At 65.7% G+C, this 23,493-nt stretch carries 25 protein-coding genes and 5 tRNA genes; 23 read left to right on the top strand and 7 right to left on the bottom strand.

Going from position 1 to position 23,493, the window contains the following annotated elements; genetic code table 11:
• Positions 1 to 65: 65 nt before the first annotated feature.
• Together KHN93_RS04920 and wrbA are read right to left on the bottom strand one after the other, a co-directional pair.
• Complete coding sequence (locus KHN93_RS04920) at positions 66 to 410, bottom strand: DUF2069 domain-containing protein (RefSeq protein ID WP_047128204.1); 345 nt, start codon at positions 408 to 410, stop codon at positions 66 to 68.
• Positions 407 to 1,063 (bottom strand): NAD(P)H:quinone oxidoreductase, encoded by a 657-nt coding sequence (wrbA, locus tag KHN93_RS04925; protein ID WP_172454310.1) that lies wholly within the window; start codon positions 1,061 to 1,063, stop codon positions 407 to 409. The genes KHN93_RS04920 and wrbA overlap by 4 nt, the downstream gene beginning before the upstream one ends.
• A gap of 51 nt (positions 1,064 to 1,114) precedes the next feature.
• Here wrbA and KHN93_RS04930 point away from each other — a divergent pair, with 51 nt between their 5' ends.
• The 4 genes from KHN93_RS04930 (at position 1,115) to KHN93_RS04945 (ending at position 4,571) form a co-directional block, all read left to right on the top strand.
• On the top strand, positions 1,115 to 2,392 hold the full coding sequence (locus KHN93_RS04930; protein WP_104560230.1) for a YihY family inner membrane protein: 1,278 nt from the start codon (positions 1,115 to 1,117) through the stop codon (positions 2,390 to 2,392).
• Complete coding sequence (locus tag KHN93_RS04935) at positions 2,389 to 2,997, top strand: TlpA family protein disulfide reductase (protein ID WP_212579220.1); 609 nt, start codon at positions 2,389 to 2,391, stop codon at positions 2,995 to 2,997. The genes KHN93_RS04930 and KHN93_RS04935 overlap by 4 nt, the downstream gene beginning before the upstream one ends.
• Positions 2,997 to 3,263: an acylphosphatase gene (locus KHN93_RS04940; protein ID WP_212579221.1), complete on the top strand. Its 267-nt coding sequence runs from the start codon at positions 2,997 to 2,999 to the stop codon at positions 3,261 to 3,263. The genes KHN93_RS04935 and KHN93_RS04940 overlap by 1 nt, the downstream gene beginning before the upstream one ends.
• An 84-nt stretch (positions 3,264 to 3,347) precedes the next feature.
• Entirely contained in the window at positions 3,348 to 4,571 is a 1,224-nt protein-coding gene (locus KHN93_RS04945; RefSeq protein WP_104647072.1) for a hypothetical protein, read from the top strand.
• Here the strand turns inward: KHN93_RS04945 and ppk2 are convergent.
• The 5 genes from ppk2 to hemA form a co-directional block, all read right to left on the bottom strand.
• Entirely contained in the window at positions 4,553 to 5,335 is a 783-nt protein-coding gene (ppk2, locus tag KHN93_RS04950) for a polyphosphate kinase 2 (protein WP_212579222.1), read from the bottom strand. The genes KHN93_RS04945 and ppk2 overlap by 19 nt on opposite strands.
• Positions 5,336 to 5,365: 30 nt before the next feature.
• A complete protein-coding gene (gene moaB, locus KHN93_RS04955) occupies positions 5,366 to 5,884 on the bottom strand; it encodes a molybdenum cofactor biosynthesis protein B (RefSeq protein ID WP_047125918.1) in 519 nt (172 codons plus the stop codon).
• A gap of 558 nt (positions 5,885 to 6,442) precedes the next feature.
• Entirely contained in the window at positions 6,443 to 8,149 is a 1,707-nt protein-coding gene (locus tag KHN93_RS04960; RefSeq protein WP_212579223.1) for an O-linked N-acetylglucosamine transferase, SPINDLY family protein, read from the bottom strand.
• Positions 8,146 to 9,231, bottom strand: coding sequence for a peptide chain release factor 1 (prfA, locus tag KHN93_RS04965; protein WP_039530499.1), 1,086 nt, complete (start codon positions 9,229 to 9,231; stop codon positions 8,146 to 8,148). The genes KHN93_RS04960 and prfA overlap by 4 nt, the downstream gene beginning before the upstream one ends.
• Complete coding sequence (gene hemA / locus KHN93_RS04970; RefSeq protein ID WP_039810738.1) at positions 9,209 to 10,507, bottom strand: glutamyl-tRNA reductase; 1,299 nt, start codon at positions 10,505 to 10,507, stop codon at positions 9,209 to 9,211. Before hemA ends, prfA begins: the two co-directional genes overlap by 23 nt.
• A gap of 65 nt (positions 10,508 to 10,572) precedes the next feature.
• On the opposite strand from hemA, the gene KHN93_RS04975 reads away from it, so the two are divergent.
• The 19 genes from KHN93_RS04975 (at position 10,573) to rplL (ending at position 23,284) form a co-directional block, all read left to right on the top strand.
• Positions 10,573 to 12,261: a tetratricopeptide repeat protein gene (locus KHN93_RS04975; protein ID WP_166764125.1), complete on the top strand. Its 1,689-nt coding sequence runs from the start codon at positions 10,573 to 10,575 to the stop codon at positions 12,259 to 12,261.
• Positions 12,258 to 12,911 carry a lipoprotein insertase outer membrane protein LolB gene (lolB, locus tag KHN93_RS04980; protein ID WP_212579224.1) on the top strand — a complete coding sequence of 218 codons (654 nt, stop codon included), beginning with the start codon at positions 12,258 to 12,260 and terminating at the stop codon, positions 12,909 to 12,911. Before KHN93_RS04975 ends, lolB begins: the two co-directional genes overlap by 4 nt.
• Positions 12,893 to 13,780: a 4-(cytidine 5'-diphospho)-2-C-methyl-D-erythritol kinase gene (gene ispE, locus KHN93_RS04985; RefSeq protein WP_104560237.1), complete on the top strand. Its 888-nt coding sequence runs from the start codon at positions 12,893 to 12,895 to the stop codon at positions 13,778 to 13,780. Before lolB ends, ispE begins: the two co-directional genes overlap by 19 nt.
• A 3-nt stretch (positions 13,781 to 13,783) precedes the next feature.
• Positions 13,784 to 13,860: transfer RNA gene (locus KHN93_RS04990), tRNA-Gln, on the top strand.
• A gap of 186 nt (positions 13,861 to 14,046) precedes the next feature.
• Positions 14,047 to 15,006, top strand: coding sequence for a ribose-phosphate diphosphokinase (locus KHN93_RS04995; protein WP_002811729.1), 960 nt, complete (start codon positions 14,047 to 14,049; stop codon positions 15,004 to 15,006).
• 110 nt (positions 15,007 to 15,116) lie between these two features.
• The gene (locus tag KHN93_RS05000) at positions 15,117 to 15,752 is read left to right on the top strand and encodes a 50S ribosomal protein L25/general stress protein Ctc (protein WP_016900688.1); all 636 of its coding nucleotides are present in this window, start codon (positions 15,117 to 15,119) and stop codon (positions 15,750 to 15,752) included.
• A gap of 49 nt (positions 15,753 to 15,801) precedes the next feature.
• Positions 15,802 to 16,380, top strand: coding sequence for an aminoacyl-tRNA hydrolase (gene pth, locus KHN93_RS05005; protein ID WP_039530489.1), 579 nt, complete (start codon positions 15,802 to 15,804; stop codon positions 16,378 to 16,380).
• A 77-nt stretch (positions 16,381 to 16,457) separates the two neighbouring features.
• Positions 16,458 to 17,549 carry a redox-regulated ATPase YchF gene (gene ychF, locus KHN93_RS05010; RefSeq protein WP_016900686.1) on the top strand — a complete coding sequence of 364 codons (1,092 nt, stop codon included), beginning with the start codon at positions 16,458 to 16,460 and terminating at the stop codon, positions 17,547 to 17,549.
• A 154-nt stretch (positions 17,550 to 17,703) separates the two neighbouring features.
• A tRNA-Tyr gene (locus KHN93_RS05015) sits at positions 17,704 to 17,789 on the top strand.
• 29 nt (positions 17,790 to 17,818) lie between these two features.
• Positions 17,819 to 17,892, top strand: a tRNA-Gly gene (locus KHN93_RS05020).
• Positions 17,893 to 17,925: 33 nt separating this feature from the next.
• A tRNA-Thr gene (locus KHN93_RS05025) sits at positions 17,926 to 18,001 on the top strand.
• A 46-nt stretch (positions 18,002 to 18,047) separates the two neighbouring features.
• Positions 18,048 to 19,238: an elongation factor Tu gene (gene tuf / locus KHN93_RS05030; protein WP_024938571.1), complete on the top strand. Its 1,191-nt coding sequence runs from the start codon at positions 18,048 to 18,050 to the stop codon at positions 19,236 to 19,238.
• A 106-nt stretch (positions 19,239 to 19,344) separates the two neighbouring features.
• A tRNA-Trp gene (locus KHN93_RS05035) sits at positions 19,345 to 19,420 on the top strand.
• Positions 19,421 to 19,469: 49 nt separating this feature from the next.
• The gene (gene secE / locus KHN93_RS05040; RefSeq protein ID WP_016900684.1) at positions 19,470 to 19,880 is read left to right on the top strand and encodes a preprotein translocase subunit SecE; all 411 of its coding nucleotides are present in this window, start codon (positions 19,470 to 19,472) and stop codon (positions 19,878 to 19,880) included.
• A gap of 13 nt (positions 19,881 to 19,893) precedes the next feature.
• A complete protein-coding gene (gene nusG / locus KHN93_RS05045) occupies positions 19,894 to 20,451 on the top strand; it encodes a transcription termination/antitermination protein NusG (protein ID WP_016900683.1) in 558 nt (185 codons plus the stop codon).
• A 199-nt stretch (positions 20,452 to 20,650) separates the two neighbouring features.
• Entirely contained in the window at positions 20,651 to 21,079 is a 429-nt protein-coding gene (gene rplK / locus KHN93_RS05050; RefSeq protein ID WP_016900682.1) for a 50S ribosomal protein L11, read from the top strand.
• A 3-nt stretch (positions 21,080 to 21,082) separates the two neighbouring features.
• A complete protein-coding gene (gene rplA, locus KHN93_RS05055) occupies positions 21,083 to 21,781 on the top strand; it encodes a 50S ribosomal protein L1 (protein WP_016900681.1) in 699 nt (232 codons plus the stop codon).
• A 549-nt stretch (positions 21,782 to 22,330) separates the two neighbouring features.
• A complete protein-coding gene (gene rplJ, locus KHN93_RS05060) occupies positions 22,331 to 22,864 on the top strand; it encodes a 50S ribosomal protein L10 (RefSeq protein ID WP_016900680.1) in 534 nt (177 codons plus the stop codon).
• A 54-nt stretch (positions 22,865 to 22,918) separates the two neighbouring features.
• Complete coding sequence (gene rplL / locus KHN93_RS05065) at positions 22,919 to 23,284, top strand: 50S ribosomal protein L7/L12 (protein ID WP_016900679.1); 366 nt, start codon at positions 22,919 to 22,921, stop codon at positions 23,282 to 23,284.
• The last annotated feature ends 209 nt before the right edge of the window (positions 23,285 to 23,493 follow it).

The raw sequence follows: 23,493 nt of genomic DNA on the forward strand, positions 1-23,493 counted from the left end.
GGCGCGGTGCAGGCCGCGCGAGGGCCGTCATGATACGACCCCGGCGCGGGTGCTGCCCAAGCGGGTCAACGTGGAGGGCGCTTGCGGCCGAAGCGCGCCGCCATGCCGGGGCCGCCCACCAATGCCACCACCAGCAGGGCCAGCAGCACTTCCAGCCAGGCCAGCCCACGCGCCTGCGGCTGGCTCCAGGCCGCCATCACGCCGTGACTGAACCAGCCCAGCGCGAACACGCCGGCCCAGAAACGCGCACGTGCGCTGCGCAGCGCCAGCGCGGCCATCAGCGCCGGCGGCAGTGCGAACACCAGCAGCGCCGCGGTGCGGTGGCGGTCGTCGTGAAACCAGCTCACGAACAGCACCGTCAGCGCGATCAGCGCGGCAGTCAACAGCCAGTGCGTGGCACGCACGCTCATGGGCTGGCCAGGCGCCGGGCGATATCGGCCACCCGGCGACCCAGCGCACGCGCCAGCAGCGCTTCGTCCTCGCTCGGTTGCGGGTCGCCGCCGGCGCCGGAGACATGGCTGGCGCCATACGGCGTGCCGCCGCTGGTGGTATGGCTGAGCGCCGGCTCGGTGAACGGGATGCCGACGATCAGGCAGCCGTGGTGCAGCAGCGGCAGGTGCATCGACAGCAAGGTGGATTCCTGGCCGCCGTGCATCGAGGCGGTGGAGGTGAACACGCCTGCCGGCTTGCCGGCCAGGATGCCGCTGGCCCACTCGGCGCCCAGGCCGTCGAGGAAATGCTTCATCGGCGCGGCCATGTTGCCGAAGCGGGTCGGGCTGCCCAGCAGCAAACCGCTGCATTCGGCCAGATCGGCCTTGTCCACATACGGCGCGCCCTCGTCCGGCACCGGCGGGGCGCTGGTCTGGGTCACCGCCGCCACGGGCGGTACCGTGCGCAGCCGCGCGCCCATGCCCGGCACTTCGCCGATGCCGCGCGCGATCTGCCGCGCCAGCCGCGCCACCGAACCGCCACGGCTGTAATACAGCACCAGAATCTCCGCCATCGCGCATCTACCGCCTGTGTGAGTTGCCGCAGTATCGGCCAAGCCACCGCCTGCCTGCACGCCGCAGTTGCGGCAAGGCCGCGATGACGGCGCATCGGGTACCCTTGCGCGATGTCGCGTGTGAACAAAATCCACCAATGGAAAGAACGGCTGCGCGACCGCGCGCGGACGGTCAGCTTCGGGCGCTTCCTGTGGCGCCGTTTTCTCGACGACCGCCTGTTCCAGGCGGCCGCCTCGCTCGCTTACACCACGGTGTTCGCGCTGGTGCCGCTGGCGATCGTGGTGTTCGGGGTGCTGTCGGCGTTCCCGGCCTTCAACGAGTGGAAGGACGCGCTGACCGACTTCATCTTCAACAACTTCGTGCCCGGCGCGGCGCGCTCGGTGCAGAACTACCTCAATCGTTCGCTGGAGGATCTGGGCAAGTTCACTGTGGCTGGTATGGTCGCGCTGGTGGCCTCGCTGCTGATCACCCTGCACAGCATCGAGCAGACCTTCAACAGCATCTGGCGGGTGGCCGCCGCACGCCCGAAGGTGACACGCTTCCTGATCTACTGGACGGTGCTGACCCTGGGTACGATGCTGGCCGCCGCCTCAATGGCGATGGCCGCCTACGTGTTCGCGCTGCCGCTGTTCCGCACCACCGAAGGCCAGTGGCTGGCCGAATTCGCCTGGAGGCTAGCGCCGATGGCGGTGGAATTCGTCTGCATCGTGCTGATCTACCGGGTGGTGCCGCAGCATGGGGTGCGCCTGCGGCATGCGCTGCCGGGTGCGTTGCTGGCGGTGATCCTGATGGAAATCGTCAAATGGGGCTTCGGCTTCTATCTGGGCAATTTCCAGACCTATCAGCGTATTTACGGCGCGCTGTCGGCGCTGCCGATCCTGCTGTTGTGGATCTACCTGAGTTGGGTCTCGGTGCTGCTGGGCGCTTCGCTGGCCTCTTCGATGGCGGCATTCCGTTACCAGCCCGAAGCGATGCGGCTGCCGCCGGGCTTCGAGATCTATGGCCTGCTGCGCCTGCTCGGCCGCTTCCGCCAGGCGCGCATCCACGGCAACGGGCTGGACGAAGACCGCATCCTGGCGCTGGAGCCGATGCTCACCGACACGCTGATGCAGGAATTGCTGTGCGAACTCAAACGCATCCGCCTGCTGCGCCGCGATGAGCGCGGCCAATGGCTGCTGGCGCGCGACCTGGACGTGGTGCCGCTGGCCGAACTCTACGAAAGCTGCCAGCTGCGCGTGCCGATCGAAGACCGCCCCCTGCCGTGCCGCGACGATGCCTACGGCCAGGCCGCTGCCGCTGCGCTGGAACAACTGCGCCAACCCTTGCGCAGTGTGCTGGCGCAACCGGTCGGCGACCTCTACACCCACCTTCCCGGAGACCTCCCATGACCGTGCGCCTTGTGCGCGGCGCCTGTGCGCTGCTGTTGCCGCTGGTGTTGCTGACCGCCTGCAAACCCACCGGCGAGGGCACGCCCGCCGCCGGCGGTGCAGCGCCGGCGACCACCGCACAGACACCGCAAAAGCCGGCCGCCCCCGCCGACCCGGCCAGCCCAACCGACACCTCGGTGGTGCAGCAGACCGCCGAGATGCCCAAGCTGTCGCTGCCGACCGTGACCGGCGAGGCCTATGACCTGGCCGCGCATCGCGGCAAGTGGGTGGTGGTCAATTTCTGGGCCACCTGGTGCGCGCCATGCCTGAAGGAAATGCCCGAGCTGTCGGCGCTGCACACCATGCGCGACACCATCGAAGTGGTGGGCCTGGCCTATGAAGACATCAGCAGCGCCGACATGCAGGCGTTCCTGAAGGACCACCCGGTGTCGTACCCGATCGCCATCCTCGACCCCTACCAGCCGCCGCAGGACTTCGCCACGCCGCGCGGCTTGCCGATGACGTATCTGATCGGGCCAGACGGCAAGGTGGCCAAGCAGTTCCTCGGCCCGGTGACCGCACGCGACATCGAGACGGCGGTGGGCATCACCGGCAAGGTCGGCTGATGCAGGCGGCGCGCTTTATCGTCACCGGCGTGGTGCAGGGCGTGTGGTTCCGCGCCTCCACCCGCGAGCGCGCTGTTGCGCTGGGCCTGCGTGGGCATGCACGCAACCAGCCCGACGGCAGCGTGGAAGTGGTTGCTGCCGGGCCCGACGCCGCGCTGGACGTGCTGGAAACCTGGTTATGGCAAGGTCCGCCGGCGGCCAGCGTGGCCGCGGTGACCCGCACGCCCTGCGCGCCGCCGCCGACTGAAGAATTTGTAACTGGCTGAGTCGCTGCCAGCCGGGCAGGCCAACAGACTTGCGATGCGTCGCCGATAACCTTGTCAGCGCGATCAGGCGTGCAGGGGGAATGTATGGCCGCTCCATCTCAAGATCACACCGACGGGCACGAACTGCCTGCCCGCAACCGTCGCCTGGCGCAGCTGGCGCCATGGCTGTATTTGGGCGTCCTGTCGGGCAGCGGCTGGCTGCTGTTTCTGCAGCCGCAGACCCGCGTGCTGCAGCCAGGGCAGGCGGCCACCAGCTGGCTGCTGGCCTGGATCTTCGGCGGCATCGTGATCGCTGCGGTGCTGTGGAGCCTGAAGCTCGCGCGCCACGGCCTGGGCGCGTCCACTGCCAGCTATCCGCTGTCGGCGCGTCTGCCCGACTCCTGGGCCGACGCCTACGCGGCGCTGTTACGCCCGGCCCCCGCGGTGCCGCTGTCGGCCTCCAGGCCGGATCCCGCCGGCAGCCAGCGCGGCGCAGCCTGGCACCGTTTCGGCGGCGGCATGCTCAGCGTGGAGAATTTCGATCCCAACGACGCCACCCGCGCGCCCTGGGACACCCTGGATGCCCAGGCCTGCATCTCGCGTCTGGACGATCTCCGTCCGGCCTGGCAGAACGCCACCGCCAACCGCGCGCTGCAACAGGAGCGTCGCTACTGGCTGGATGTGGTGCTGTCGCTGCTCGACCACGGCGTGATGCGCCCGCTGCAGGACGGCTACCTGCCCGACACCGCCACGCTGCGCACCGAACGTTTCCTGCTCGGCGCCGATGCCGGCCCGATCGTTCTGGCCGAGGTGCCGGCGCTGTTCGCACGCCGCCTGGCGCTGGCGATCGAGACCATGCCGGCCCCGCAGCGCGAGGCGGCCGGCGTCCAATGGCGTCTGCTGCAGCAATTGCACGGGCTGGTTGCCGAGAGCCGCATGCTGGACGAGCGCTCCCAGGTCATCCAGGTGCTGGCGTGGAATCCCGATGTGGACCTGGATCAGGTCGAAGTGGCCTACATCCTGGCCGCCGAGTACCGTCAGGGCATGCGCGACTGGTTGCGCCGCGCCGCGCTGGTGCGTCTGCCCGACAGCGCGCTACGCCTGGACGAAGTGCTGCTGTCGTCCTGCAGCCCGCTGGGTGCGCAGGCCGACGACGTCGATTACATCGAAGCGATGCGCCCGCTGCATCGCGGTTTCATGCAGCTGTTCAGCCAGCGCCTGAGCCAGTTGGTGCTTCAGGCCGAGCAGGCCGAACGCCAGGCCGGCCTGTACCCCTTGCCGCGCGCCACCGCGGCCAGCGACGAGATCTCTCAGGACTGGCCGGCGTAATCGTCGATCGGTTCCAGCACGCCGTAACGTTCCTTGTGTGGCTTGCCTTCCAGTGGCGGCAGCTGCAGCGTGTCATCGGGCACCGCGGTGTCCGGGAGCCGATCCAGCAGATTGCGGATCAGGCTCAACCGGCCGCGCTTCTGGTCGTTGAAATCCACCAGCGTCCACGGCGCGTCCGGCGTATGCGTCACCTCAAGCATGCGCTCACGCGCGGCGGTGTAGTCCTCGTACTTGCTGCGTGACTGCAGATCCACCGGCGACAGTTTCCAGCCCTTGAGCGGATCTTCCTGGCGTTCGGCAAAGCGCTGTTCCTGCTCGGCCTGATCCACGCACAGCCAGTACTTGAACAGCAGGATGCCGTCGTCGACCAGCAGTTGTTCGAAGCGCGGCGCCTGCTCCAGAAACGCGTCGTACTGCGCGTCGGTGCAATAGCCCATCACCCGTTCCACGCCGGCGCGGTTGTACCAGCTGCGATCCATCAGCACCAACTCGCCGGCCGCCGGCAGGTGCGCCACATAGCGCTGGAAATACCATTGCGTGCTTTCGCGGTCGTTGGGTGTCGGCAACGCCACCACCCGGCACTGGCGCGGGTTCAGATGGCTGGCGATGGCCTGGATCACACCGCCCTTGCCGGCGGTGTCGCGGCCTTCCACCAGTACCAGCGCGCGCTGGTTGGTATGCCGCAGCCAGCGCGCCATGTTGACCAGTTCCAGCTGCAGCGGTGCCAGCAACTTCTTGTAGGCCTTGCGTTTCAGGTGCGACATGCGCGTTCCAACAGCGATGGAGCGCGCAGGCTATTCGCCCAGACGTGGACGCAGTGTCGCCAGATTGCAGGGCTTGGTCCGCGCATCCAGCTGCGCACGCACGATCTTTTCCCAGGCCGTGCGGCAGGCCGAGGTGGAGCCGGGCAGGCAGAACACGAAACTGTGATTGGCCAGCCCCGCAAACGCGCGCGACTGCAGCGATGAGGTGCCGATTTCGTCGACACTGACCGCGCGGAACAATTCGCCGAAACCGGGCATGGTCTTGTCCAGCAGCGGCGTGATCGCCTCCGGCGTGCTGTCACGGCCGGTAAAGCCGGTGCCGCCAGTGATCAGGATGCCGTCGACCTGCGCATCGGCGATCCACGCAGAGACGATCGCGCGCATGCGGTAGCGATCGTCCGGACACAGGGCGCGCTCATGCAGCACGTGACCGTCGAGAGTGAGGGCATCGACCAGGTAGTCGCCGGAGCGATCATCGGCCAGCGTGCGGCTGTCGGACACCGTCAGCACGCACAGGTGCAAGGGAATGAAGTCGAGATTGGAAGGCATGCCCCAAGCCTAGCGAGCCGGAACGACCGGGTACAGCACCACGGCGTGAAGCCGCACAACATTGATTGCCAGCGGGGTTCGCTGACACTGGCAATGAGCAACTGACAGTTTGTGGCAAATCGACAAGTCGCTCTCCCTGCGGGCGAGAAGGCACAGCTTGCGCGCCCCTGGTGTGCGTGCCGCCGAGCGCCCACGCCGCAAGATTGGACGCCCCTCTCCCGCCGGGAGGAGGGGGTGGGGTGAGGGTACGGCGAAGCAAGATGCCTGTCGGTACTCGCTTCGGTGAGGGCGGCAGCGCGGCCGGGGATCGGCTCCTCGGCTCGGCAGACATCCTGTCTGACTCGCCGCCGCGGCACATCCGTGTGCCGCTCTCCGCCAATCCCCGGCCACGCTGCCGCTCTGCACGTTGTTTCCATGACCTGAAAAGGTCTCGAAGAAACTCAGTGACGCTTTGAAGCACCTCTCCCGCAGGGGCGAGGAGGCACAGCTGGGCGCGCGTGCCTTGGGGTGCGGGTGCGGCGGAAGACAGCCATCTACCTTGGAAAGGCAAGCAGCCCGCTAGTTACCTGACCAACCATGTTGGCGCGCGAGTGCTTGCATCAGGTCCGCGAACCCGTCGGCAAACCCATCCATATCGAACACGCCCGACTCGCGCCGACGCTCCGCCACCCGTGCACGCAACGCACTCAATGCCGCTGGGTCACTTGCCAACGCCACCGCCTTGGCCACGAACGCAGCGTCATCGGCCACATTCATCTCATCCAGCCCCAGATGATGATTCAGGCTGCCGGCCACGCGCGCGGCAAATGTCTCGCCGGGCGTCGTCAACACCGGGCAACCGGCCCATAAGGCATCCGATGCGGTGGTATGCGCGTTGTATGGATGCGTATCCAGGAACAGGTCCGCATGCCGGTAGCGCGCCAGATATTGGGCGTGCGGCAGCTTCGGCATGAACACCAGGCGCTGCGCAGCCACGCCTTGCGTCTGCGCCACTGCACGCAGGCGTGCGTCGGCCTGGCCCGGTCCGGACAGCAGCCACAGCACGCTGCCCGGCACCGCACGCAACACCGCCAGCATGCGCGCCATGCTGTGTGGATTGAGCTTGTAGCTGTTGTTGAAGCAGCACAGCACCACGCCATGCTCGGGCAGGCCGCATTGCGCCCGCGACGGCGGCTCGGCGACCACGCGCGAGGTATCCGACGGCTGAAACGCACCGTTCAGGCGCAGCACGCGCTCGCGGTAGAACGGCTCCAGCGCCGGCGGCAGCGCAAACGCATCGCCCAGCACACAGTCCATCCACGGTGCGCCCGACGTGCCCGGATACGCCAGCCAGTTGAGCTGCAGCGGCGCCGGCCGCAGTGCGAACACTTCCGGGCGCCCGCCACCGCCCCAGCCGCGCAGGTCGAACAGCAGATCGATGCCCTGGTCGCGGATGTGCTGCGCGGTGGCCAGGTGCCCGAACTCGGTGACATCGTGCAGCGTGGTGGCCTTCGCCAGGCGCACGCGGATCTCGCTGCGGTCGTCATGGCTGGTGGCGAACAGATGCAGTTGCAGCGCCGGCTGCCGGCGCTTCAGCGCTTCGAACAACGCGACCGTCAGCAAGCCGGTGGGATGCGCACCAAACCCGTTGGAAACGAAGCCGACCCGCAACCCGCCCTGGCTGCGCACGGCAGTCGGCGGTAGCGGGCGCAACATCGCAGCGACTGCCTGCGCGCGCGTCTGTGCACACGCCAGCTGTTCGGCAGCGCTGGCGTCCTCGCTCAGGAAGGCGAACGGTTCCACCGCAGCAGCGCCCTGCGCCACGGCGCTGCGCACCTGCGCAGCAAGCGCATCCAGCTCGCGCCAATCGCACAGGCGGCGTCGCCAGTTGAGCAGTTGCGCAGCGATATATGGCTCGTCGGGCAGCAACTGATGCGCACGCGTATACGCGGCTGCGGCCGCTTCGGCCTGGCCTGCATCTTCCAATGCATGCCCCAGCCACAACGCGATGCCCGGATGCTGCGGCACCAGGTCCGATGCCTGCTGCAACAACGCTGCCGCGTCGGCATGCCGTTGCTGTGTCCAGCGCACCCGGCCAAGCCGCGCCACCGCTTCCGGATGGCCCGGCTGCAGTGCAAGCGCGCGTTGCACCGCGGCCTCGCCTGCAGCGATCGCGCCCATGCCGAGTTCGGCGTCGGCCAGCATCAGCCAGGCGATGAAATCGCCCGGCTGGCGTCGCACCGCCTCGCGCAGCTGCAGCAGCTCGCGCGGCACCTGCGCACTCACGGGCTGTCGCTCAACCGTGCCAGTTCGTCGGCCTGATGCTCGTGCAGCAGTCGTGCGATCAGTGCATCCAGATCGCCTTCGATGATGTTGGGCAGGTCGTACAGCGTCAGGCCCTCCACGCGATGGTCGGTGATGCGGCCCTGCGGGAAGCTGTAGGTGCGGATACGCTGGCTGCGGTCGCCGCTGCCGACCTGCAACTTGCGCGTCTGCGCTTCGGCGGCGGCCGCCTTGCTGCGTTCGGCTTCCACCAATTGCGCCTTCAGCCGCTTCATCGCCTTGTCGCGGTTGGCATGCTGGCTGCGCTCGGTCTGGCATTCCACCACCACGCCGCTGGGCACATGGGTGATGCGGATCGCCGACTCGGTCTTGTTGACGTGCTGGCCGCCGGCACCGGACGAGCGGAAGGTGTCCACTTTCAGGTCGGCCGGGTTGATCACGATCTCTTCCACATCGTCGGCTTCGGGAATGATTGCCACCGTCGCCGCCGAGGTGTGGATGCGGCCCTGCGACTCGGTCGCCGGCACGCGCTGCACGCGGTGGGTGCCGGATTCGAACTTCAGCCGCGAATACGCGCCGCGTCCGACCACCCGTGCCACCACTTCCTTGTAGCCGCCGTGCTCGCCGGGGCTGTCGGATTCGATTTCCACCTTCCAGCCCTGGCGCTCGGCATAACGCGCATACATGCGGAACAGGTCGCCGGCAAAGATCGCCGCCTCGTCGCCGCCGGTGCCGGCGCGCACTTCCAGGAACAGGTTGCCGTCATCGCGCGGGTCGCGCGGCACCAGCAGCAAGGCCAGTTGCGCATCCAGTTCTTCCAGGCGCGCCTGTGCGGCGGCGATCTCCTCTTCGGCCAGCTCGCGCATTTCCGGATCGTTGCGCATCGCTTCTGCCGCGCTGAGGTCGGCCTTGGCGCGCGCTTCGTCTTCCAGGGCCACGGCCACCGGCTCCAGCTGCGACAGTTCGCGCGACAGCGTGCGGAACTTATCGTTGTTGTTGACCACATCGGGGTCGGAGAGCAGGTGCTGCAGTTCTTCGCGGCGCTCGGCCAGCGCTTCGAGCTTACGGCGCAGGGTCGGCGTCATCGGTCCTCACGATCGGGGTGGCTACAGGGGGATGTTGGTAACCCGGTTTTTCCGGGAACAGCCGGTCGGCCGCGCTGGTCAATTCCAGGTCGTTGTTGAGCGCGGCATCGCGCAGCGCGGCAGTGGGCGGATGCAGCAGCCGGTTGGTCAGCGCATGCGCCAGCTGTTCCAGTACTTCGTCGGCCGGCTTGCCGTTGTGCAATTGCTGGCGCGCCTTGGCCAGCAGTTCGTCGCGGGTGCTATCGCCGAACGCGCGCAAGCGCTTCAGCGGCGCCTGGCGCGCGTTGGCCTGCAAGGTCTCGACATAGCGAGCCACCTGCAGGTCGATGATGGCTTCGGCCTGGTCGGCGGCTTCACGGCGGCCGCGGCGGTTGTCTTCCACCGCGCGTTCCAGGTCGTCCACCGTGTACAGGTAGGCGTCGCCGAGTTCGGCCACCGAGGCTTCGATATCGCGCGGTACCGCCAGGTCGAACAGCAGCATCGGCTTGCGCTTGCGAGCGCGCAGCGCCTGTTCCACCTGCACCCGCGTCACAATCGGCTCGCGCGCGGCGGTGGCCGAGAACACCACGTCGGCTTCGGCCAGATGGCGGTCCAGATCGGTCAGCGGCAGGGCGTAACCGCCGTGCTGGCTGGCCAGCGTCTGCGCATGCGCAAGCGTGCGATTGGCGATCAACAAGCGGCGCACGCGGCCTTCGCTCAGATGCTTGGCCGCCAGCTCGATGGTTTCGCCCGCGCCGATCAGCAGCACGGTGGATTCGTTGAGCCGCGCAAAGGATTCCTGCGCCAGTCGCACCGCAGTGGAGGCCACTGACACCGGATTGGCACCGACGCGGGTATCGGTGCGCGCCCGCTTGGCGACCGAGAAGGTCTGCTGGAACAGGCGGTCCAGCCCGCTGCCCAGTGCGCCGTGTGCACGCGCCACTGCCCAGGCGTCCTTCACCTGGCCCAGGATCTGCGGCTCGCCCAGCACCATCGAGTCCAGCCCGGTGGCGACGCGGAACAGGTGGCGCACCGCCGCTTCCTCCTGATGTTGATACAGGTAGCCGCTCAAGCCCGGCGCATGGGTCTCCAGCCAGCTCACCAGGCTGTGCGGGTCGTCGGACATCGCATACAGCTCGGTGCGGTTGCAGGTGGACAGCAGCGCGGCCTCGCGTACCTGCGGCAACGCGCGCAGGGATTCGAGCGCGCGCGGCAACGCGTCACCTGCGAACGCCGCGCGTTCGCGCAGGTCCACAGGTGCGGTCTGGTGATTCAGTCCGAGCACCCACAACGTCATTGTTCAGTTGCTTGCGATAAGCTGGCGGCCATTCAGGGCCCCATTTTACGGCCCGGTTGCCCCCGATGCCTGTACCGATTCGCATCCTGTGTGTTCTTTTGCTGGTCGCAGTCTCCACCAGTGCCACTGCAGCACCCAAGAAAGCACCGCCTGCGCCACCGCCCGGTCGCGCCGGCACCACCTCGCTGGAGCCGGTGCTCGCCGGCGAATTCGCCTTGCAGGCCGGGCAGTTGGACGATGCCGCCCGCGCCTACCTGGACGCCGCCAAGGCCGAGGCTGGCGATGCCGGGCTGGCCGAACGCGCTGCCCGCATCGCCATGCTGGCCAACGACGACCCGCGTGCGATCGAGGCCCTGGCGCTGTGGCGTGCCCGCGCACCCTCGTCGATGTCCATGCGCAGTACCGAGGCCTCACTGGCCTTGCGCCGCAACGACTTGCGTACCGCCCGCCGTGACCTGCTCGGCCTGCTCAAGGAGCCAGACCCGCGCGGCTGGCGCTTCGCCCTGATCGCCCTGGCCAATGGCGGGCGCGAGCCGGAAGCCTCGGCCGACGTGCTCGAAGACCTGGTCAAGGCCGGCGCCATCCCCAATCAGATCGAAGCCTGGCAGGAATTCGGCCGGCTTGCCCTGCGCATGGAGCGCCCGGCGCTGGCCAAGCGCATCGTCGACGAAGTGGTGCGCCGCTTCCCCGAAGAGCCGCGCGTGGCCTTGTTGCACGCCACCCAGCTGCAGCAGGAAGGCAAGAACGACGAAGCGCTGGCACTGTTGAAGAATGTCGAGCCGCAGGCAGTCAAGGATTCCGAGCTGCGTGGCGCGCTGGCCTTTGCCTACGACGCCATGGGGCAGACTGAAGCCGCCGCGCGGGTGTTGTCGACCGGGCCGCAGGACACCCAGACATACGGGCTGCGTGCCTCCATGCTGGCCAAGGAAAAAGATCGCAGCGCGCTGGAGGCGCTGTACGGCGAGCTCAAGAGCAACGCCACCAAGCCTGACCCGGACCGCCGCCTGCTGCTCGGCAAGATCGCCGAATTCCTCAAGCGCTACGACGAGGCGGTGGAGTGGTATCGCGGCGTGCCCGGCGGCCCGCAGCTGAGCGAGGCGCGCCTGCGCGCCGCCAGCGCCCTGTACGAGCTGGGCCGCAAGCCCGAGGCGCTCGCCGAAGCGCGCGCATTGCAGAGCGATGCCAGCGCCGACGACGACGCGCGTCGCGACGCCTACGTGCTCGAAGCCGAGCTGCACCAGCGCGCCGACGACGCAGCGGGCGAACTGGATGCCTTCGAACGCGGCCTGGCCGCCTATCCGGACGACGGCGCGCTGCTGTACGCCCGCGGCCTGGCCTGGGAGCGCCGTGACGATGTCGCGCGTGCCGAGGCCGATCTGCGCAAGATCCTGGTGGCCGAACCGGAAAACGTGGCGGCGCTGAACGCGCTGGGCTACACCCTGGCCGACCGCACCACCCGCTACAAGGAAGCGCTGGCGCTGATCGACCGCGCCCGCACCGCCGACCCGGATAACCCGGCCATCGTCGACAGCTACGGCTGGGTGCTGTATCGCATGGGCCGCACCAAGGAAGCCCTGGTGCAACTGCGCCGCGCCTGGGCCCTGGTCAAGGACCCGGAAATCGCCGCGCACGTGGGCGAGGTGCTGTGGGTCAGCGGCAAGCAGGATGAGGCGCGGCGCTACTTCGATGAGGCGCGGCGTCTGGATCCGGACAACCGCGCGCTGCAACGCGCCGTGGAAAAATTCGGGCTATGAGCGGGGCGATCCGAACACTGGCCCTGAGCGGGCTGGTGCTGGTCGGGCTGTCGGCCTGCGTCAGCGTGCCGCGAGGGCAGGGCGGCGGTGCCGCAGTGGTCGAACAGGTTTCCGAGGGTGCGCGTCAGGCCGAAGCCGCACGCCAGACCTGGCTGCAGGCGCATCCGGCCTGGTCGTTCCAGGGCCGGGTGGCGATCAGCAAGGGCAGCAACGGCGGTAGCGGCCGCATCGACTGGCAGCAGGACGGTGCGAAATACCGCGTGCAGCTCAGCGCGCCGGTGACCCGGCAGAGCTGGGTGCTCACCGGCGACACCGCCAGCGGCGGCGGACGCCTGGAAGGGCTGGACGGCGGCCCGCGCAGCGGTCCGGATGCCGAGCAGGTGCTGCTGGAAGCGACCGGCTGGACCATCCCGGTCAACCAGATGCCGGACTGGGTGCGCGCGCTGCGCATCGCCGACGCCGGTGCCGAACGCGCGGATCTGGATGCGGCCGGGCGGCCGCGTACCGTGCAGCAGGATGGCTGGACGATCGACTTTCTCGCCTGGGCGCCGGCCGGCGCCGGCCAGCCCGAGCTGCCGCAGCGCATCGAAGCCCGCAATGGCGAGGCCAAGGTGCGTCTGCTGGTCGATCAGTGGACGGTATCGCCCTGATGTCCGCGCTGGAGACGGGCTGGTCGGCCTGGCCTGCGCCGGCCAAGCTCAACCTGTTCCTGCAGATCGTCGGGCGCCGCGCCGATGGCTACCACCTGCTGCAGACCGTGTTCCGGCTGCTGGACTGGGGGGACACCATTCATCTTGGTTTGCGCAACGACGGCCTGATCCGGCGCATCGGCGACAGCCTGCCCGGCGTGGCGGAAAACGATGACCTGGTCATCCGGGCCGCGCGCCTGCTGCAATCCAGCGCGGGCACGCAGGCCGGCGCCGACATCCGGGTCGACAAGCGCATCCCCGCCGGCGGCGGCTTCGGCGGCGGATCGTCGGATGCCGCCACCGTGCTGGTCGCGCTGAACGCCTTGTGGGGCCTGGGCTTGCCGGTCCAGACGCTGGCCGAGTTGGGGCTACGACTGGGCGCCGACGTGCCGGTGTTCGTGCGCGGTCACAATGCCTGGGCCGAGGGTGTCGGCGAGCAACTGACCCCAATCGGTCTCCCGGCGGCGTTCTACGTGCTGGTCGATCCGGGAATTCACGTGCCCACCCCGGTCTTATTTCAATCACGGGAATTGACGCGGGATGCCGCGCCCGTGAAAATAGCGGACTTCGCTTCGGGTTCTCTGCTCGACAATGCGTTCGAGCCGGTTCTGCGGCGCCGTGAACCCGCCATTGAGGCAGTGTTCCAGGCGCTGTCCAGGATCGGGACGCCGCGTTTGACCGGGTCAGGGAGCGGGTGTTTCGTCGAATTCGCCACGCGCGCTGCTGCAGAGCAGGCCATGGTGCAGTTGCCGGACAGCCTGAGGGCGTGGGTCGTGGAAGGTGCAGCGCACTCGCCACTGCTCGACGCGCTGGATGCGAGACAGGTTTGATGCAGGGGCGTCGCCAAGAGGCCCAAGGCACCAGGTTTTGATCCTGGCATTCGTAGGTTCGAATCCTACCGCCCCTGCCAGTTGTTGATGCAGGTCTCCCTGCACCAGTTGTACATGCAGGTCCCTCTGCAACAGCCGTATATGCAGGTCTCCTGCAACAGCCCGCACATCCATGTGCGGAGATTCAACGAAAAGCCCGGCATTTGGTCGGCTTTGTCCAGCTCCATCATCGCCCGCACGCTCTTTGCCGCCGCCCGAGAGATCCCATGCAAGACCAACGTAACCTGCTGGTGTTCTCCGGCAATGCCAACAAACCGCTTGCCCTGAGCATCTGCAAGGAGCTCGGCGTCCGCATGGGCAAGGCGCTGGTCACGCGCTTCTCCGATGGCGAGGTGCAGGTCGAGATCGAAGAAAGCGTGCGCCGGCAGGAAGTGTTCGTGATCCAGCCGACCTGCGCGCCAAGCGCAGAGAACCTGATGGAGCTGCTGGTGCTGATCGACGCGCTCAAGCGCGCCAGCGCCGCGTCGGTGACCGCGGTCATCCCGTACTTCGGCTACTCGCGCCAGGACCGCCGCATGCGCTCCTCGCGCGTGCCGATCACTGCCAAGGTCGCTGCCAAGATGATCTGCGCGATGGAGGCCGACCGCGTGTTGACGGTCGATCTGCATGCCGACCAGATCCAGGGCTTCTTCGATGTGCCGGTCGATAATGTCTATGCCTCGCCGCTGCTGCTAGCCGACATCTGGCGTGCCTACGGCACCGACAACCTGATCGTGGTATCGCCGGATGTGGGCGGTGTGGTGCGCGCGCGCGCCGTCGCCAAGCGTCTGGACGATGCGGATCTGGCCATCATCGACAAGCGCCGTCCGCGCGCCAACGTCGCCACGGTGATGAACATCATCGGCGATGTGCAGGGCAAGACCTGCGTGCTGGTCGACGATCTGGTCGATACCGCCGGTACCCTGTGTGCCGCCGCCGCAGCGCTGAAGCAGCGCGGCGCGCTCAAGGTGGTGGCCTACATCACCCACCCGGTGCTGTCCGGCCCGGCAGTGGACAACATCAACAATTCGCAGCTCGACGAGCTGGTGGTCACCGACACGATTCCGCTGAACGAAGCTGCGCGCACCTGCGCCAAGATTCGTCAGCTGAGCGTGGCCGAACTGCTGGCCGAGACCATTCGCCGCATCGCCTTCGGCGAGTCGGTGAGTTCGCTCTACGTCGACTGATGCCGCATTCGGTGCCCGGAGTTCCGGGTGCCGGTACCACGTCTCGCCTGGTCGCGGGTGAGACGCTTCATCGCCGCGAGGCGGTATTCCAATCTAGGTAGTGAAACAACATGGCAAAGACTCACGAAATCAAGGTCGAGCGCCGCGCGAACGAGGGGAAGGGTGCGAGCCGCCGCCTACGTCACGCTGGCGTCATTCCGGCCATCGTTTACGGTGGCGAACTCGAGCCGGTCAGCATCCAGCTCAACCACGAGCAGATCTGGCTTGCCCAGCAGAACGAGTGGTTCTACTCGTCGATCCTCGACCTGAACCTCAATGGCGACGTGCAGCAGGTGCTGCTGCGTGACATGCAGCGCCATCCGTTCAAGCAGCTGATCATCCACATCGACTTCCAGCGCGTCAGCGCCAACGAGAAGCTCAGCGCCGCCGTGCCGCTGCACTTCATCAACGAAGCGGCCTCGCCGGCCGGTAAGTCCAGCGAAGTGGTCGTCACCCATGAACTCAACGAAGTTCAGGTCGTCTGCCTGCCGAAGGATCTGCCGGAGTTCATCGAAGTGGACCTGGGTGCCCTGGAAGTGGGCAACGTGATCCACCTGTCCGAGATCAAGCTGCCGGCCGGTGTGGAAATTCCGGAGCTGAAGCTGGGCAAGGAGCACGACGTGGCAGTGGTTGCTGCCAAGCACGTGCGGATCGAGGAAGAAGACGCTGCCGGTGAAGAAGGCAGCGAAGGCGCCGAGACCAAGTAAGCCGTCGGCCGATCCCTCGCACTGCGCGGGATCGGCTGCGGTCACTGGCATGTCTGCACTCCGCCTGATTGTCGGACTCGGGAATCCCGGTCCGGAACACGCGCAAACCCGGCACAACGCCGGGTTTCGTTTCGTCGATGCCCTCGTCGAGCGCCATGGCGTGCGTTGGGGGCTGGACGCCAAGTTGTTCGGCGAGACCGCCAAGGTCGAGATCGCCGGGCAGTCGGTCTGGCTGCTCAAGCCGGCCACCTTCATGAATCTCAGCGGCAAATCGATCACCGCCGCGTTGCGGTTCTGGAAGATCGAGCCGGAGCAACTGCTCGTTGCACACGACGAACTGGATCTTGCGCCGGGCATCGCGCGGCTCAAGTTCGATGGCGGCCACGGCGGCCAGAACGGCTTGCGCGACACCATTCGCCTGCTGGGACACGGTAAATTCCATCGCTTGCGGATCGGCATCGGCCATCCCGGCCACAAGGACCGCGTGGTGCCCTGGGTGCTGGGACGGGCAGGGCGCGACGACGACGCGGCAATCGGCACTGCAGTGGACGCAGCCATCGATGTCCTGCCGCTGGCACTGGAGGGTAATTTCAACGAGGCGATGAAGCGCCTGCATACGGAAAAATAGAGAATGGGGAATCGGGAATGGGAGGAGCGTTGCTCTTGCCATTCTCGATTCCCGATTCTCCATTCACTGGAAAACCTATGGGTATCAAATGCGGCATCGTCGGCCTGCCCAACGTCGGCAAGTCGACCCTGTTCAATGCGCTGACCAAGGCGGGCATCGCTGCGGCCAATTTCCCGTTCTGCACCATCGAGCCGAACGTCGGCATCGTGCCGGTGCCGGATCCGCGCCTCAATCAACTGGCTGAGATCGTCAAGCCGCAGAAGCTGATTCCGACCGCGGTCGAGTTCGTCGATATCGCCGGCCTAGTGGCGGGTGCGGCCAGCGGCGAAGGGCTGGGCAACAAGTTTCTGGCGCATATCCGCGAAGTCGATGCGATCACCCACGTGGTGCGCTGCTTCGAGAACGACGATGTCATCCATGTGAACAACAAGGTTGACCCGATCAGCGATATCGAAACCATCGATACCGAACTGGCGCTGGCCGATCTGGACAGCGTGGAAAAGGCGCTCAACCGTGCCGAGCGCAGCGCCAAGGGCGGCGACAAGGATGCCGCGGCGCGCAAGCCGGTGCTGGCCAAATTGCAGGCTGCGCTGGCCGATGGCAAGGCAGGGCGTGCAGCCGGCCTGGACGATGACGAAAAGGCGCTGGTGCGCGATCTGTTCCTGTTGACGCTCAAGCCGGTGATGTACATCGCCAACGTGCTTGAGGACGGTTTCGAGAACAATCCGCACCTGGACGCGGTGCGTCGGCATGCGTTGGCCGAAGGCGCCGAAGTGGTGCCGGTCTCGGCAGCGATCGAGGAAGAGCTGTCGCAGCTCGACGACGAGGACCGCGACACCTTCCTGGCCGATCTGGGTCTGGACGAGCCGGGTCTGAATCGCGTCATCCGTGCCGCCTACAAGTTGCTTGGCCTGCAGACCTACTTCACTGCCGGCGTCAAGGAAGTGCGTGCGTGGACGGTCAGGGCTGGCTCGACCGCGCCGCAGGCGGCAGCAGTGATCCATACCGATTTCGAGAAGGGCTTCATTCGCGCCGAGACGATCGGCTTCGACGACTTCATCAAGCACCGCGGCGAAGCCGGCGCGCGCGATGCGGGGCGTCTGCGTCTGGAAGGCAAGGAATACCGCGTGCAGGAAGGCGACGTGCTGCACTTCCGCTTCAACGTCTGACCGGTTGCGCGCGACCCCGATGGCCGCGCGTCTTCGGCGCTGACGATTTGCTCAAAATTTTTGTTGACACTGCATGCGTCCCACAACAAAATAACGGGCTGCTTCACCCCGAACCGAATTCGCCTCATCGCGCACCGGTCCGGTAGTAAAAGCTGGAGGGATACCCAAGCGGCCAACGGGGGCAGACTGTAAATCTGCTGGCTTACGCCTTCGGTGGTTCGAATCCACCTCCCTCCACCAGTTTCACGTTGTGGCATGCGGTTCCCGGCGCGGGAGTAGTTCAACGGTAGAACCTCAGCCTTCCAAGCTGATGGTGCGGGTTCGATTCCCGTCTCCCGCTCCATTGAACGCAAATGCATGGCATAATGCAAAACTCGCTCACGTAGCTCAGTCGGTAGAGCACCTCCTTGGTAAGGAGGAGGTCGAAGGTTCGATTCCTTTCGTGAGCACCACTACTCAATCGTCTTTAACTCCAAACGATTACCGAGACACGCACCCATGGCAAAAGCTAAATTTGAGCGCACCAAGCCGCACGTGAACGTCGGCACCATCGGTCACGTTGACCATGGCAAGACCACGTTGACAGCCGCGCTGACCAAGATCGGTGCTGAGCGTTTCGGTGGCGAGTTCAAGGCGTATGACGCGATCGACGCGGCGCCGGAAGAGAAGGCGCGCGGCATCACGATTTCGACCGCCCACGTCGAATACGAATCCCCGAACCGTCACTACGCGCACGTCGATTGCCCCGGCCACGCCGACTACGTCAAGAACATGATCACCGGTGCGGCGCAGATGGACGGCGCGATTCTGGTGTGTTCGGCTGCTGACGGCCCGATGCCGCAGACCCGTGAGCACATCCTGCTCTCGCGTCAGGTCGGTGTGCCGCACATCGTCGTTTTCCTGAACAAGGCCGACATGGTCGACGACGCCGAGCTGCTCGAGCTGGTCGAAATGGAAGTGCGCGAACTGCTCAGCAAGTACGACTTCCCGGGCGATGACACCCCGATCATCCATGGTTCGGCGCGTCTTGCGCTGGATGGCGATCAGAGCGACATCGGCGTGCCGGCGATCCTGAAGCTGGTCGACGCGCTCGACACCTTCATCCCGGAGCCGACCCGCGACGTCGACCGTCCGTTCCTGATGCCGGTCGAAGACGTGTTCTCGATCTCCGGCCGCGGCACCGTGGTGACTGGTCGTATCGAGCGCGGCATCATCAAGGTCGGCGACGAAATCGAAATCGTCGGTATCCGTGACACCCAGAAGACCACCGTCACCGGTGTGGAAATGTTCCGCAAGCTGCTCGACCAGGGTCAGGCAGGCGACAACGCCGGTCTGCTGCTGCGCGGCACCAAGCGTGACGACGTCGAGCGCGGCCAGGTGCTGTGCAAGCCGGGTTCGATCAAGCCGCACACCGAGTTCGAAGCCGAAGTCTACGTGCTGTCGAAGGACGAGGGTGGCCGTCATACGCCGTTCTTCAAGGGCTACCGTCCGCAGTTCTACTTCCGCACCACCGACATCACTGGCGCTTGCCAGCTGCCGGAAGGCGTGGAGATGGTGATGCCGGGCGACAACGTGAAGATGGTCGTGACCCTGATCAACCCGGTCGCGATGGACGAAGGTCTGCGCTTCGCCATCCGTGAAGGCGGTCGTACCGTCGGCGCCGGCGTGGTTGCCAAGATCATCAAGTAAGTGCCTGCGTCCAGTCGCCTCGCGGCGGCTGGATTCAAACGAATGGCGGGCCGGCTGAACCGCGGTCCGCCTTCGTTGTCTTAGGGTTTGCGGTAAACGAGTACATACGCCAGTAGCTCAATTGGCAGAGCAGCGGTCTCCAAAACCGCAGGTTGGGGGTTCGAGTCCCTCCTGGCGTGCCACTCCTCTTTCCGGCCCAGCGATTCGGGTCAGATCGGTAACTAGAGCCGGATGAATAGCAAAATCGAGCCTTCCAAAAGCGCGTCTGCTGCCAGCGCTGATATCGTGAAATACGTCATCTCCGCGCTCCTGGTGATCGCGGGGTTGTTTGTGTGGTTCTGGTTTTCTGCGCCTGAGCGCGCCACCCAGTTCGGGGCCTGGACGCCGCAGTTGCGTGCGCTGGCCGTGATCGTGGGGTTGGTGGCGGGCGCATTCGTATTTTTGGGAACCGGCAAAGGCCGGGAGACCCGTGAATTCATGTCCGAATCCAGGTTCGAGTTGCGCAAGGTGGTCTGGCCGACGCGCCAGGAAGCCATTCGCACGACCTGGGTCGTGATTGTTGTTGTGATCATTCTGAGTTTGCTGTTGGGCGGCTTCGACTTCGTCATCCAGAAGCTCACGCAGTGGTTCCTGGCTCGTTGAGGAGAATCAAGCAGTGAAGCGTTGGTATGTCGTTCACGCCTATTCAGGCTTCGAAAAATCCGTTGCGCAGGCATTGCGCGACCGTATTGCCCGTACCGAGATGGAAGATCGTTTCGGCGACGTGTTGGTGCCGACCGAAGAAGTCATCGAGATGCGCGCCGGCCAGAAGCGCCGGTCCGAGCGCAAGTTCTTCCCCGGCTACGTGCTGGTGCAGATCGAGACCCACGAAGAGGCCGGTATTCCGCGCATCGACAATGAGAGCTGGCACCTGGTGAAGGAGACTTCCAAGGTGATGGGCTTCATTGGCGGCACCGCTGACCGTCCGTTGCCGATTCGCGACGAAGAGGCTGATGCGATCCTGCAGCGTGTGCAGGACGGCGTTGAGAAGCCGCGTCCGAAGGTGCTGTTCGAGCCGGGTCAGATGGTGCGCGTCACCGATGGTCCGTTCAACGACTTCAACGGTGTGGTGGAAGAGGTCAATTACGAGAAGAGCAGGCTGCGGGTTGCCGTGCTCATCTTCGGTCGCTCCACGCCGGTCGAGCTCGAGTTCGGCCAGGTCGAGAAGGGCTGACGCCGGTCGGGCGCCGTCTAGGCGCCCGCCTTGAATGCTGTTATAGTGCGCGGCTCGCTGACCTGGCGAACCGCCGGGAACCAATGGCTGCCGCATGGCAGCCATCTGCGTGTGGTCAGAAACGTGAAGCCGGGACACGTGATTTCCCGGTCCGATGGGGAGCCTGCAGTCAAGGCGCTAGCACCCGGAGAGTATCGAAATGGCAAAGAAGATAACTGCTTACATCAAGTTGCAGGTCAAGGCCGGTCAGGCCAATCCTGCGCCGCCGGTCGGCCCTGCCCTGGGTCAGCGCGGTCTGAACATCATGGAATTCTGCAAGGCGTTCAACGCAGCGACCTCCAAGCTGGAGCCGGGTCTGCCGACGCCGGTGGTCATCACCGCGTACTCCGATCGTACCTTCACCTTCATCACCAAGAGCACCCCGGCCAGCGTGCTGCTCAAGAAGGCTGCAGGCGTGACTTCCGGTTCCAAGCGCCCTAACACCGACAAGGTGGGCAAGGTGACGCGCAAGCAGCTGGAAGAGATCGCCAAGGTCAAGGAAGCCGATTTGACGGCGGCCGAGCTGGAAGCGGCAGTGCGTACGATTGCGGGTTCTGCCCGCAGCATGGGTTTGACGGTGGAGGGCTAAGACATGGCACAGAGCAAGCGCGTTAAGGCCATTGCGGCCGCTGTCGTTCCGGGCAAGACCTATGCCTTCGAAGACGCAATCAAGATCCTGAAGACCGTGACCAAGGCCAAGTTCGTCGAGTCGATCGACGTTGCCGTGCGCCTGGGCGTGGACGCCAAGAAGTCCGACCAGCAGGTGCGCGGTTCGACCGTACTGCCGGCCGGTACGGGCAAGAGCGTGCGCGTTGCCGTGTTCGCACCGGCCGGTGCCAAGGCTGACGAAGCCCTGGCCGCTGGTGCCGAGGCGGTGGGCATGGACGACCTGGCCGAGAAAATGCAGGCCGGCGATCTGAGCTACGACGTGGTCATCGCCACCCCGGACGCGATGCGCGTCGTCGGTAAGCTCGGCACCCTGCTGGGCCCGCGCGGCCTGATGCCGAACCCGAAGGTCGGCACCGTGTCGGCCAACCCGGGCGAAGCGGTCAAGAATGCCAAGTCGGGTCAGGTGCGTTACCGCACCGACAAGGCTGGCATCATCCACTGCACCATCGGCAAGGCCAGCTTCGATGACGAAGCGCTGAAGTCGAACCTGCAGGCGCTGCTGCTGGATCTGATCAAGGCCAAGCCGGCCACCTCGAAGGGTACCTACCTGCAGAAGGTGTCGGTCAGCTCGACGATGGGTCCTGGTGTGACCGTCGACCAGTCCAGCCTTGCGCTGAAGTGAGTTGAGGGGTCGGGCCTGTCATGGGCCTGACCCGTCGATGTAGTACAGCATTGTTTTTCCGGCCCGGGTCACCGTGTGCTGGGAGTCCGTTCCCTCCTTTGGGGTAACGGACATTTTGAAGGCGATCGCCGGCATGTCCGGCGGTAGCCGTCAAAGACCGCAGGCGCGGTCAGCGCAGATCGACGACGGGCATGGATGCTCGCACTGGCAGGGAGTCGCCGTCGATGTAGCGGGATCGCTTAATCAGGTTCGCAAGAGCCGGCCGGCGTAGATGGTGTCGCCCTTCTGGAGCTTTCTGGTTTACGCGCGTCTGGGACATCCCGGATCGAGCCCACTCCAGGTCTAGAACGGCCACCAAAGGAACATCGGTCGATGTTCCCGGCTTCCAGGAAGGAGGCTGCCCTGGACCGCAACCGGCAGGAGCCGCGAGCGGAGTAGTTTGAAGCGGGGATTTGGGATTCGGCATTGGGGATTTGCAGGGGCTGCTTCACGGCTTTCGACGAATCACCCATCACCAATCACCAATCCCGGCTTTAACGGAGGAGTGCAATGGCTCTCAATCTGTCTCAGAAGCAAGAAGTAGTCGCCGAGCTGGCAGACATCGCCGCCAAGGCTCACTCCTTGATCGCCGCCGAATACGCTGGCATCACGGTCTCCCAGATGACCGCGATGCGCAAGCAGGCCCGCGAAACCGGCGTGTTCTTGAAAGTTGTCAAGAACACCCTGGCTGCGCGCGCCGTTGAAGGTACTGATTTCGCTGTCGTCGCTGACAAGCTGGTCGGTCCTTTGCTGTATGCGTTTTCGATGGAGGAGCCCGGCGCTGCCGGTCGCCTGATCAAGGAATTCGCCAAGGGCAACGACAAGTTGCAGGCCAAGGTCGTGTCCATCGGCGGGGAACTGTTCCCGGCTGGCCACGTCGACGTGTTGGCTTCGCTGCCGACCCGCGATCAGGCCCTGGCCATGCTGGCCCGCGTGCTGTCCGAACCGGCTGCCATGTTTGCCCGTGCCGTCAAGGCCGTGGGCGACAAGCAGGGTGGTGGCGACGAAGCCGCCGCGCCGGTCGCCGAGACTGCCGAAGCTTGATGTCCTAGCGTTCGCTAGAACCCCAATCCAGAAAATCATTTAAAGGTAATCACAATGTCCCTTACCAACGAACAGATCGTCGACGCCATCGCCGAGAAGTCCCTGATGGAAGTGATGGAGCTGGTCAAGGCCATCGAAGAAAAGTTCGGCGTCTCCGCCGCCGCTCCGGTCGCTGCCGCTGCAGCTGGCCCGGCCGCCGTGGTCGAAGAGCAGACCGAATTCAACGTGGTGCTGGTTGATTGCGGCGCCAACAAGGTCGGCGTCATTAAGGCCGTTCGCGCCGTGACCGGCCTGGGCCTGAAGGAAGCCAAGGATCTGACCGAAGCCGGCGGCATCCTGAAGGAAGGCGCCACCAAGGACGAAGCCGAGAAGATCAAGAAGGAACTGACCGAAGCCGGCGCCAAGGTCGAAGTCAAGTAAGCAGCATCTTGCATCGCCAGCGTTTCATGGTGATGCACTGAAGGCTGGGAGCGTAAAGCTCCCGGCCTTTGGCCGTTTCGGGCGGGAATCGAGAATCGGGATTGGGGAGTCGCAAATGCAACATCGCGTGCTCATCCGATTCCCATTTCTCCATTCCCGATTCCCGGCCTCACCGAGTTGGTAGTTGGAAGTAGCGGGAGAAGGCGTGC

It is taken from the genome of Xanthomonas arboricola pv. juglandis (assembly GCF_905367715.1).
In the GTDB taxonomy this organism is placed as follows: Bacteria; Pseudomonadota; Gammaproteobacteria; order Xanthomonadales; family Xanthomonadaceae; genus Xanthomonas; species Xanthomonas arboricola.